At 45.1% G+C, this 11,823-nt stretch carries 10 protein-coding genes and 2 pseudogenes; 4 read left to right on the top strand and 8 right to left on the bottom strand.

Going from position 1 to position 11,823, the window contains the following annotated elements:
- Positions 1-30: 30 nt before the first annotated feature.
- Complete coding sequence (locus ACFSW5_RS14650; protein WP_124332266.1) at positions 31-831, top strand: hypothetical protein; 801 nt, start codon at positions 31-33, stop codon at positions 829-831.
- 241 nt (positions 832-1,072) lie between these two features.
- On the opposite strand, the gene ACFSW5_RS14645 is transcribed toward ACFSW5_RS14650, so the two are convergent.
- The 4 genes from ACFSW5_RS14645 to ACFSW5_RS14630 form a co-directional block, all read right to left on the bottom strand.
- Entirely contained in the window at positions 1,073-1,222 is a 150-nt protein-coding gene (locus ACFSW5_RS14645) for a hypothetical protein (RefSeq protein WP_379274375.1), read from the bottom strand.
- A 52-nt stretch (positions 1,223-1,274) separates the two neighbouring features.
- Positions 1,275-2,063, bottom strand: a complete 789-nt coding sequence (locus ACFSW5_RS14640) for a hypothetical protein (protein ID WP_379274373.1) — start codon at positions 2,061-2,063, stop codon at positions 1,275-1,277.
- Positions 2,064-2,124: 61 nt separating this feature from the next.
- Entirely contained in the window at positions 2,125-3,183 is a 1,059-nt protein-coding gene (locus ACFSW5_RS14635) for a hypothetical protein (RefSeq protein WP_316560575.1), read from the bottom strand.
- A gap of 84 nt (positions 3,184-3,267) precedes the next feature.
- Complete coding sequence (locus ACFSW5_RS14630; RefSeq protein WP_124332262.1) at positions 3,268-3,462, bottom strand: hypothetical protein; 195 nt, start codon at positions 3,460-3,462, stop codon at positions 3,268-3,270.
- A gap of 123 nt (positions 3,463-3,585) precedes the next feature.
- Between ACFSW5_RS14630 and ACFSW5_RS14625 the strand changes: the two genes are divergently transcribed.
- Together ACFSW5_RS14625 and ACFSW5_RS14620 are read left to right on the top strand one after the other, a co-directional pair.
- On the top strand, positions 3,586-4,164 hold the full coding sequence (locus ACFSW5_RS14625) for a helix-turn-helix domain-containing protein (protein WP_339166941.1): 579 nt from the start codon (positions 3,586-3,588) through the stop codon (positions 4,162-4,164).
- A pseudogene (locus tag ACFSW5_RS14620) lies at positions 4,164-5,201 on the top strand (recombinase family protein); the annotation flags it as partial. The gene ACFSW5_RS14625 and the pseudogene ACFSW5_RS14620, both read left to right, overlap by 1 nt.
- A 722-nt stretch (positions 5,202-5,923) precedes the next feature.
- Here ACFSW5_RS14620 and ACFSW5_RS14615 read toward each other — a convergent pair.
- The 4 genes from ACFSW5_RS14615 to ACFSW5_RS14600 all read right to left on the bottom strand — a co-directional run bounded on the left by ACFSW5_RS14615 (position 5,924) and on the right by ACFSW5_RS14600 (position 11,080).
- Positions 5,924-6,277: a RidA family protein gene (locus tag ACFSW5_RS14615; protein WP_379274398.1), complete on the bottom strand. Its 354-nt coding sequence runs from the start codon at positions 6,275-6,277 to the stop codon at positions 5,924-5,926.
- A 91-nt stretch (positions 6,278-6,368) separates the two neighbouring features.
- A complete protein-coding gene (locus ACFSW5_RS14610) occupies positions 6,369-7,265 on the bottom strand; it encodes an AraC family transcriptional regulator (RefSeq protein ID WP_379274368.1) in 897 nt (298 codons plus the stop codon).
- A 296-nt stretch (positions 7,266-7,561) separates the two neighbouring features.
- A complete protein-coding gene (locus ACFSW5_RS14605) occupies positions 7,562-8,233 on the bottom strand; it encodes a DUF4386 domain-containing protein (protein WP_379274366.1) in 672 nt (223 codons plus the stop codon).
- 210 nt (positions 8,234-8,443) lie between these two features.
- Entirely contained in the window at positions 8,444-11,080 is a 2,637-nt protein-coding gene (locus ACFSW5_RS14600) for a LuxR C-terminal-related transcriptional regulator (protein WP_379274363.1), read from the bottom strand.
- A gap of 319 nt (positions 11,081-11,399) precedes the next feature.
- Here ACFSW5_RS14600 and ACFSW5_RS14595 point away from each other — a divergent pair.
- A pseudogene (locus tag ACFSW5_RS14595) lies at positions 11,400-11,765 on the top strand (transposase); the annotation flags it as partial.
- Positions 11,766-11,823: the final 58 nt, after the last annotated feature.

Genomic DNA, 11,823 nt, shown 5'->3' with positions numbered 1-11,823 from the left:
CATCAAATCACACATTGGAGGACGATCTACATGAACAAAAATGACGAACAGCAGTTTTTACCGGTGGCGGTGCAACAAGCAGATACGGATAGCGTTGTCGGGCTTCATCCGCAAATTATCGTCGTCGTTGGTACTATTGAAGCCTCACTTCACGATGAATCCACAGGAGGTATGAGGAAGATTGAATGCATCTTCGAATTGACAAATGAACGCTTCGAGATTATAGCATTAGAAGACAATAATGCAGTTAGCGGACGAAGTAAAGCAGGCTTCTTCTGGCGGACTTTAGAAAAGCTGTGCGGCGGTTGGCGAGTTCAATTCTTCAATGCATGTGACTCTGCCGCTGACCATTACAAAATGATGATCGACCGGGCCGGAAGGATACTACTAATCAACGCGGATGTTTTGCGGATGCCATACCGTACTCTGCTGAAGTTGATTGGCGGATTACCGCGAATGATCGAAATGGCGTTAAGGAGCGTAAAATCCGCTGTAGATGAACTTAGAGTGCCGAGAGGCATAAAGGGTCTATCGGCTAGTAAGAACGCCCGTATTAGCCTCGTAGCAAGCGAGAAAGGCTTGCAGTTTCCATCCGGCTTTGTACTGAGTGCCGAAGAGTGGATGATGCGAGTTACATCAATTGACACCGAGCTTTGCATCTTTGCTGGCCGACGCCGATGGATTCATCGGCCTGCGGTTATATTGCCCTTCTATGCGTACAAAGTAGCTGTATCTGTTGAGGATGACGCATATATGGTCGCTTTACCTCAAGATGTTTTACAAGCATTAGGGCCGGGCTTTGAGCTTCAATTTGATGAATACGCCGATTGATTCTACAAGAAAACCAATCGACATGCCAGTAATGGGAAGTTGGGCGGCTCGTTTGCACTCGCCGCCCGCCACCCATTACTTCACAGCGATGTGTCGGGATAGAGTGGCGATACTCAAAACAAAAGATCGCCCCTTCCGTCCCCGTCCGGGGAAACGCAAAGGATTACACCCTTTGCAATCCCGTCACTCGCCGTGTGGCGTACCTTAGCTAAACGCTAAGGACAAGACATTAGTGTTGGCGTTAGAATCCGCTCGTCAAGGCTGGTACAAGCTCGGCTTCGCCTCGGCCTTGACGGCTGTCTGCCAGCCATTCGCGGTACGGTTGGAGAAACAATACATGATCGTTATGCTCTGCCAGCAGAATAGCCGGAACTGCAAGTAACTTTTTCAAATCCGAGTAATTCCGCGAGAACGATGCGGGTGAATAATACTGCTTGCATCCTTCATAGCCACAAGTCAAAAAAAGGTGAAGGAAATCTCAGCAGGCGTTCTTTATTTCGTATTGAGGTCTGAGTACTCCTGATGTACAGCTTGATTTCCTCCATCGAATAAAACATCGGCATTTTGGGCAATTTGTTGGCCCATTCCTTAAGCAAGCCGTAAAGCTTGACATCGTCGATAAGCTCATGTAATAGTCGCTTTTGGCTGATCTTTGTCATCTGCTCCCGGGTAAGATCAAATCGATAACTGAATATGCCCTCAGAAATGCGAATGTTCCTGGTATAATCACTTTTGGCGAAGGAATCGGTCAACTGAAAAAGCTTTTTACCTTGTCCGTGGAATGCTGTCAGAAAATCGGCTTTGGGGCCTAAATGGTATACCCATCTACTATCTGATTGGTATCGAATGAATTCTGTTTTCGGAATATCTTCGTAATAGAAAATCCGATTTCCGAGAAAGACATTTTGCCCAATAGTGAGCTTGTCAACAATGCAATAAGGGAGTTGATTAATGTGAAGCACTTGCTCTGGCCTGATATAGTACCAATTGCAGATGTATTGTTGAATTTTAGTGATAAAAGAGCTCACATTTCCAATCGATAGATTTTCTTCGTACTCCCCAGCCGCAAGCAGAGAAGGAACATCGACCCGCACATTTACAACTTGCAGAGGTGCGTTGCGGACTCTTGGCAACTCGACAGAAATATCAAGGTTGGACTTACGCTTTTGCAGATGCATTGCTTGCTCTTCATCCAGATCTACAAACATGCGAAATTCAATGTATTGAATCATGTATTTTTACCTCCGCTGTATCTGAATTGGAATGAAGTATGTTATAATTTCATTAGTCAATTTATTGGATGGTCGTTTCCTCAGCTCGCCTGCTGATGGAGCGACTTTTTTTGTTCTTAAACGAATCTTTATGGACTTTGAGTGGTGGCAGGTCAACTTCGGAGAAAAGAATCTCATCCATCCCGAGGACTTCCTTTAGCTTGTTGTAGTTGTCGTAGTAGGTTGTCCTCGGGTATTTATTCTTGCAATAGCCCTTGCCATAAAGATGCAATTCGGAGAGAAATGCAATCAGCATGTTTTTCGTCCTGACGTTGAGGCTTGTCCTGTTTATGGCGTCGAGCATGCCCCTTATTGAAGAATGCTTAATTGGTTTCGTTAGCCCCAGAGAACTCAGACCGTCTTGAAGTACCTTAACGGCAATCTGAGGGGTCAGCAACTCAATTGCCCGCCTTGAGGGGCTGAATTTCCTCATTTCATTGTAGGTAAGTTCAATCTCGTACCGTAGCAAGCCTTGAGCATCTCGCAGATGTTGTGCTTTATTCGGGTGAGTTGACATCTGATCCACTTCTGCCCGCTTATCGTAAAACTTATGGATGCTCCGGTTCTTTTTTGATTTACGTTGATAGGCGACGGATTCCAGTTTGTTGCTGTCGGCGGCCCTGAATGGGACAGTCTTGTACCCGCCGGGCTTTTGTATGCCAGACAGCAGGCTGAGGTAATCCTGTATCAGCGGGCCGACATTGAAGTTTTTGCAAACATGCAGTTTTTCGACTTCCCATTCGCTGTAATGAGGCACTTGCGAAAGGGGAATCTGCAACATACTTGCGACAAATCGGCGGAGCTTCCTAAACAGGGGCTCAACTTCAACTTGCTTCAACTCGTAGACGTTGCTTCCGTACAGAAATCGCGGCACCGATAATTCGAGTTTCAACCACGCCCTTTTCGGGTCATCTTCCTTGTATTTGTAAATAAGGCGTGGTTGGGTGTCATCGTACTGGTCAAACAACTCGCATGTGACGAGCCCTTTTTTCATGGTTTTCTTAACTTCGCTCCAAGAAATTTGCTCAATTTGTGCTTCTGTAAGTTTAACCGCAATGTCGAATTTCGTTGTATCTACCAAGGTTTCGTCCTCCTTCAGTCCGTAGTCCCGAACGGTTTATGACCTACTTAGTGGGAACAGCATTTTCTGTATTCAATTTCAAAATTATTGAGTACAACCATCTGTCCCGGCTGGTGGATCACGATTTTTGTGCAAATAATAATCAATGATCAGAGCAAGCTTGGACAGAAAAAGTTGCTCTACACGCCGCCGCTCTTGAAGAAACTCAACTAAATCTTGACTATCTTCAGGAGCAAATGCATTTTTTGTGTCAATGAAATCATATGGCTTTCTTGACACCCGACATCACCTCTTTTTATTGTAAAGTATTTTATTTACAGTTCTTGATTTATATTTTTAGCATAATGATTTATTGTTGTAAAGTTTTTATTTTACGATTATACTAAGTTTGAGGTGAAAACAATGAATATTGCAGATTTAATAAAATCGAAGCGAGTCAAAATGGAACTGAGTTATCGGGAGCTTTCGGAAAAGACCGGTGTATCTCATACCTACATCCGGGATGTAGAAACCGGTAAATACGCACCGTCCTTTGAAAATGCAGAAAAGTTGGCGAATGTACTTGGAATCGAGATGGAGCAAATTGTTTTATTGACATACCAAGCCCAATTTCGCCAATCACTTTTTGACCTGATCTCGACTTGTCATAAGTACAACGTCAAAATGCCTTACGACAAATGGTTGGAGACTAGTCTGCCTCTACAACCGCTGAATCGTGAAGATACTATGATTCACGATTTTGCAATGAATACCCTTAATCGACTCCATAATATTGCAGACCAACATGAACTCACTGATCGTATAAAATTGCTGACCGAGCTATCTTCACTGCAATATAACCATCAGATATTCTCATGCATCTCTGACATTCTACACATGATAACGGTCACGTTATTAAAATTAGGCAACGACCAGACCGAGGACATGTTAGAACAAATTTCTAAAATACTAGAAAAGTACAGCAACGAGGTGAGGAATTGATGAATAAGAAAACAGCCGCTATTTATGTTCGTGTAAGTACAGAGGAACAAGCAACCGAAGGGTTCAGCATCCAAGCCCAACTATCTGAGTTGGAGCGTTATGCATTGCAGAATAATTTAGACATTGTGGAAAGGTACATAGACGAGGGATTTAGCGGAAAAACCATTGAAGGCCGTCCGCAAATGAGGCGATTACTAAAGGAGGTAAAACAACGGCAATTTCAATCAGTCCTTATATACAGAACTGACCGTCTTTCAAGAAGAACAAAGGACTCCCTTGAGATTATTGAAATATTTCAAAAGAACAACATTCAGTTACTTAGCATTACTGAGAATGTTGACCTCTCAAACCCGGTAGGCATTGCGATGTTTCAGATCATGAGTTCTATCAATGAGCTCGAACGCAATACCATTATTACTCGTGTCAAAATGGGTATGACTGAGAGGGCCAAGCAAGGCAAGTACAACGGTGGCATTGTCTTAAGGTACGACGCTGTTAACAAGGAATTGATAATCAATGAGGATGAAGCTCATATTGTACGTACCATCTTCAATTTTGCCGAACAAGATATGGGTTTAAAAGCCATCACACGCAGATTAAATGAGATGGGATATAGAACGAAAAAGGGCAATCCATTCAGTACTCTTTCGGTTAAAAACATCTTAAATAACCCGATCTATATTGGGAAAATTCGTTTTAATCAATTAGAAAACTGGGCTGAAAAGCGGCGTAGCGGCAAGAATACCGACTACATCCTTTCCGACGGCAACCACGATCCAATTATCTCTATCGAACAATGGGAAAATGTTCAGCGAATCATGAAAAAACGTTCATATAAGCCAGTTCGTTCTCATACTCCATTTATTCTTGCAGGATTGCTACGATGCCCAGAATGCGGACACGGGATGGTTGCAGGGCGTTCTCCAGGCTCATCCGGACGAATTTACCGATACTACAACTGCGGTCAATACCATAATAAAGGTAAAACGGTTTGCAGTGCTCATGGGATTCGTGCCGATGTGGCGGAAAAACAAGTTTTCGATGAGCTCTCCCGCATCGTAACAAACGATCTCCTTCTAAAAAAACTGGTGCAGAAGATTAATACGGACAGAATGAATGCAGAGAAACCGCTTCTCGAAGAAAAGAAGCGTATCGAAAGCAAAATTGACAAGACACTAAAAAAACTCAATAACCTCAAAGAAAAAATCATAGTGGATACCGAGTTATTGGACATGTTTAAGCCGAATCTGATCGCACTTCAAGACGAGTTAAAAACTCTCCAGCAACAACGTGAAGAGTTGCTTTTCCAATTGGACAATCGGGAATCTGAGCCAGTGGACTTCAATTCACTGAAGAAATTGCTTTCAGACTTCTATAACGTACTAATGAGCGTCGATCCCAATGAACAAAAATCCCTTCTTTCGCTGATCATCAAGGATATCCAAATCACAAAAGATTCGCCAAGAATGATTGGGCGACGAGTAACAAAAATAAACTTGCTCTTTGACTTCACGATTGAAGCACTGCAATCCGATACTTATGAGTTGTTAAAGAGGATCTATAGCGACTATGATTTTATCGCTGATTTTGACCCTCGCTTGCTGGATGGTGTAACCCTTGCAAATTTTCACAAAACCGGGCTCGGGGAGGTGATGAACTCCCTTAACATTTTACCATTAGCGATGATACGGTTCTCCGCGCTGTCTGTAACGGCAAGTTTGAAGGCCATCGTTTACAACCCGTCAAAAAGGGAACAGCTTCACTTCGCTGCGATGGCTTCGATCTCAACGAGCAAGACCGGTGATGCGAGCGCTTTGACAATAACTAGCGTCGTCGCCGGCGGAGGGGTAGGCAAGGATCCCGCACCAGCCTCCATGAAAGGACCGATTAGACTTTCGTCCGTTAAATAGATTGTGGATTTTACGATGTCGTTCATATCCATATCTGCGCCGGCAAGTACTTTGTTTAAATTGCCGATCGCCAATTCCGTTTGTTCCCGAATATCTTTACCGGGATTTCCGTCCGGACCTACGCCTACTTGACCCGAGACGAACAGCAAACGTTGAAATGATGAGACCTCTACACCGTGGTTATATGCGTCTGAGGAAACCATCTCTGGAGGGTTGAATTTTCTTAACATGACTCTATCTCCTTTACGATTCCATATTATTTCACTAACTCGTGTTCAAAGTCGTAAGCGTGCTTTAGATTTTCCTTATGGCGAACCATAGTTCAACGGTATGAAGCCCAGCTCTTTCGCCGCAAACTTGCAATTCCATTTCATCCACCTGCTCATATCCTGAAGTTGGGAGCCATTCCGCATAAAATCGTCGATACAACGTCTCGATGGTTTCACCGAGCGCATCCCTTGCAATTGGTTCCGAGGGAAAGATGGCCCAGGTTTGTGCGGGGATCGTTATTGTAGAATATCCGTTCACGTTACTGGTTTCGCTCTTAAAGGCAAACAGCATATACGGGAAAGTATCGTTTCCTGTATTTTTGTAACTGCATATCCCATGTACTTTGTATGCATCTTGGCTCACAAAACGGGGCAAGTCGCCGGCATTCGCAGCAAGTCTCTCTACTTCGCCATTGGCGTGGCATTGTTGCCAGAATTGTGCCGGCGTGTTCGGCGCATCACCGCCGTCATCGCTGCGAAAAACTCGTTCCATGCCGAATACCTCGAATGATTCCTTCGTTTCAATTCGGTAATTCATCGCATCTACTCCTTTGATCGTAATCAGGAAGGAGAGGCGTGGATATGCTTTAAGAGCAATGCCGTCTTGGCGAGCCCTTGCCGGCGTAACCCCATGAAGCGATTGAAAAGCCCGCGCGAAAGAAACCGGGGATTCGTACCCGTATTTGATGGCAATATCGATCACTCTAGCCGCCTCGCTATTCTGTATTTCGAGTGCGGCAAGGGTAAGCTTTCGGCGCCGAATATACTCCGCCAGCGTAACATTGGTAATGAAGGAGAACATCCTTTGGAACTGATGAGACGAACAGCAAGCTCTCTGCGCAACTTCACTCAGCTCAATCTCCCCAGCCAGGTTCGATTCGATGTAGTCCATCGCCCGGTTCATCCTTTCCAGCCAATCCATCTCATTCCCTCCTCTCGAACTAAGTATAAAAGACCGGCAATTTCGCATCGCAACTATTTGTGCACTTCTTAGTTGCGTCTTCTTCGATAGGATAGATGAAAACTTGCCGTTACTTATGATACGGTTCTACTCGCTGTTCATAATGGATAGCTTTCATTGTACTCCTCGTCTCCTAACGCAAAATCAACGGCAGCCTCGGCATGAAGTCGTGTTGTATCATAAATCGGGATATTGCTTCTTCTTACGAGATGAGCATTGTGATTTCCATACATCCGAGAATGACAGCTTCCGCTTCATCATCTGAACCATCCTTCTTTGTTTCGATTGATTCCAATGGAATTGAACCCCCTGAAGATCAGAAGTGCAGCAAGAATCAGCTCACAAATAGCGATAGGTGCGTTTAAAATAAAGTAGACCGGGCTCACTAATTCTATAATATTCAACATCAATAATAACGTAGCCACAAGAGTAAAGACGGAGCCTATCATCCCCCATATCGATAACCAACTTGGGATAAGCCTGATTTGATACAGGCAATAGTAGAGGATCAAGCCGCCGATACTCCAGGGCAATATCATTCCAATATGATTCAGAATATCTCTGCCTCGTCTGAGCAATTCCGCTATGAGTTCTAAACACAATGAGTCGGCTGGGCCTGCAGCTGCAAAACGGTGACTTAACCATAATAAAAGAAGCAGGGAGCCTATACCAACAAAAAGAAATCCCGCTCCGATCAGCCTGAAACCGAAATAGCCCGCCGCCAAGCTTTTGCTGTATGTCTTAAGTATTGGATATAATGCAACCGCGATACTTGCATATGCTGCGGCCATTGCCGCTTGAAAAAAAGTTGCAACCAAAACCTGAACTTCGATCTCTGACAATTTTTCCAGATAATCCGGATGTTCCAACTCGGGAACAGAGCTAAGTATTCCAAAGATAAAGCTGGATATGAACAGCAGCCCCAGCAAGATCGCCGTTTTTCTGTTCGATTTTATGATGATTCACTCCTTTCCGCCCAGGCTTGATCTGCGCAAGACTGGATATCCATGGATGATGAGTTTAGTATATTAGCCGCAAAGGATGACTGAGTAGATACTTAAGTATGTTTTGAAATAAAAAAGATCTCCAGCATCGCCTTAAGGCATTGCTTGAGACCGGAACAGGTTGCAGATCAAACTTTAAATCAGCCCGAGCTCTCTGGCACGGGCGATCGCTTCGGTTCGCCTTTTCACCTGCAAATTATCAAAAATGTTGCGATTATACCCCTTCACTGTACTTAATGCAAGGAAAAGCCGATCGCTTATTTCTTGATTGGAGTAGCCTTGAGCGATCAATTGCAGAACTTCCAGTTCACGCTCGCTTAAAGCCTCGACGAAAGGCTCGAAATGGATGGGAAAGCTGTGAGCAGCGAAATCGTTGAGCTTTTGTTCACGATGCATGTTAGCCAGCAAAAATTCGGTATATTCAGGCTGAATGCGACGGGCAGCCGCCGCGGTTAATAAATCAAGCATGGCCTTTCCTTCGTCAATAAAAAGACGGACAAGGCCTGCATTTTTCGCCCGTATCAAAGCATCATTTAATCTTTGCAGCGCCCTCTTCATATTGCCCTGGACTTGAAAAGCCAGAGCTTGGAGGATCAGAAGCTTAATCTCGTCGTTCTTCCATTGCTTCGCTTTCGCTTGATCATATAAGGTGCCCAGAATGGCAAGAGACGTTCTTGCATTTCCTTGGATCATATGGATTCTTGCCCGCAGTACAGGGAATTCGCTCGTTTCCAGAAGGTTAACCGTTTCCGCAAAGCTACCGTGATGAAGAGAAATAAGAAGCTCCAAGTGTTTCATTTCGCCCCGCAGACGGTTGTAATGTTGATCTTGCACTTCTTGGCGAGCTTGGGTTAGCAAAGCTTTCGCCGCTGAAATCTCATGTCTTGCGAGCTTTAGTTTTGCCGCAAATAATTTGCTCTCCGTTAGCCTATCCGTCTTCTCGATCTGCTTGGCTAACTGCATACTTTGTTGTACATGCTGTTCGGCGGCATGCAGGTCGTTCCGTTCATACCTTATTCGAGCCAAGCCCAAGTAGGCATCACAAGCAACCGGCAATGGTGGATTGCCCGCAAGCTGAATGACTTGTTGATAGGCTTGCGCGGCCAGGCTCAACTGATTGTCCGACTCCTGAATTTGGCCTAAACCTAAAGATGCCATTAGCGTAATCATGATATGTCCGATTTGCTTGCTAATTGATAACGCTTCTGTATAAGCCCGCCTGGCGGCCGCGCGATCACCCTGCAACTGGCAGGCAACGCCTAGCGTCCAGATTGTTGCAGCACGTACAGGCAGATTATGTGGATGCAGATGCTCCAGAGCTATGAGGGATTGAGTCCTAATGCTGTCCGCATCGTACCGAGTAACTCCGAGCGTAGCTCTGATCGATGCGATATGTCCGATCAGATCTCGATCCATCTCATTCGGATTGATATGTTTCATGGCCGCTTCGGCAGCAGACAGTTTTTGTTCGATTCCGTTCAGTTGACCGATCATCAACAGCGCAGAAGCATAAATGACCCAAAGCGACGGCCGCTCATTGAGCGTGGCGTCATCCTGGCGCTTTAACCAGTTTAATACAGACTGAGCAGCGCCGCGAAAATGAAGAGGCATCCCTTTTCCTTCGATTAATTTGGCAGCTCGATCCACATCTTGAGCCGCTGCGGCGTGCTGAAACGCTTCGACCTCCAGTTCATTCTCTTCAAACCAATGACTTGCCCTGGTATGCAGGGCGGCAATCTCATGGGCCTTGTCCTTGTTGGCATGGTGCAAACGCTGTCGCAACAAATCGGCAAAAAGATGATGATAACGATACCAAAGACGCTCGCTATCCAACGGAATGATGAAAAGATTGGAACGTTCGAGATGCTCCAGGGTGTCATGCCCTTCCTTATCACTCTGCAGCACCGCCTCACAAAGTGAAGCACAAAATCGATCCAGAATGGAGGTATGAAGCAAAAAGGTTTGAACCTTTTCGGACTGCTGCTTCAGCACTTCCTCCATCAAATAGTCCAACACGAATCGGTGGCTGCCGGTAAAGAACGAAATAAATTGGGCCGTATCCGAATAGCCCTGCATGGAGATAGCCGCTAGTTGCAACCCGGCAATCCACCCTTCAGTACGCGCCTCCAGAAATATCACCTCTGCAGATGACAGTTGAAGTCCCATGATTTGATTGAAAAATAATGCCGTTTCATTCCGGGTGAACCGCAGGTCATTTCCACGCAGTTCCGTCAACTCGTTTTTTGCTCGTAATCTGGCAATGGGCAGTTTCGGATCTTCACGTGTTATGATGATGGAATGCATCTGAAATGGCTGATGGTCGATGAGAAAAGAAAGCGCGTTATGCACCGTTTGGGATTCAATGACGTGATAGTCGTCAAGAACGAGAATGAAAGAATCTGTAGCGGATGATAGTTCATTGATTAAAGAAGTAAGGATATATGTAATCGGTAGCGGTTCCGGGGATTGCATGGCTTTCCATACCCCTTGGTCGCTAACGTTTACGATTCTTTTTATGGCCTCGATAAGATGAAGGAGAAAACGAGTCGAATCGTTGTCCCCTTCATCCAGCGATAACCAAGCGGCCGGACGTTTACAATCGGCCAGCCACTCGCTTACCAGCGTTGTTTTTCCATAACCCGCAGAAGCGGAGATTAATGTCAGTTTTCTTTTCTGGCCCTCGTCCAGGCGTTTGAACAAATGTGAACGGTGAACCACTTTTGGTCGCGCCGGTGGTATGTGCAGCTTTGTAGTTAATATAGGTACAATCATAAAATTTCTGCACCACGCATTTCGTTTCATATTTATTACGTTTAACAACTATTGTCGCCAATTCTTGAATTCAGTCAATCTATTTTTTCCGCATACTGTAACCGTATCCTTCAGCGCCTGGTTCGCGGTCACATTAATCTTCCTTCGTCCGCTACCCAATCTAAAACAGTATCATTTTAAAGAACTCCATAACCCCAAGCCCCCATGTCACATCATCCTCGGTTGCTTCACTACCTGAAAAAACTTGATCACGTTTAGTGAACAGACCATCAAATGTAAGTCTACCAGTTGGAGAATCGAATTCCCATTTGGCTTGAGACTAGCAGATAAGCAAGATACGACGTTTGTTTTGGATACGCTGAATCAACTGCCAGACCTACCAGGGGCCATGCTTCATAGCGATCAGGGCAGCGTGTATACGTCTCAAGCATATCAGGAAGCCGTAAAAGGAAAAGGCATTACCATGAGCATGTCCCGTAAGGGAACGCCCGCTGATAATGCCCCCATCGAATCGTTTCATTCCACGCTAAAGTCTGAAACATTCTATCTCGAAGGGCTCACCTGCACAACGACGGCAATCGTTGAACAGACAGTTCGAGATTACATTACCTACTTTAACTCAATTCGCATTCAAACGAAACTAAATAACCAGTCGCCGGTTGATTATCGACGACTGGCTGCTTAGACTTGTGAGGTGTTTTGATCCATGTCTCACAAACGGGGTGCAGTCCCCGTCCCGGCCA

It is taken from the genome of Paenibacillus thailandensis (assembly GCF_042685365.1).
In the GTDB taxonomy this organism is placed as follows: Bacteria; Bacillota; Bacilli; order Paenibacillales; family Paenibacillaceae; genus Paenibacillus_AP; species Paenibacillus_AP thailandensis.
Note: the sequence above shows the minus strand (reverse complement) of the source record. Positions and strands in the feature narration are given on the sequence as shown.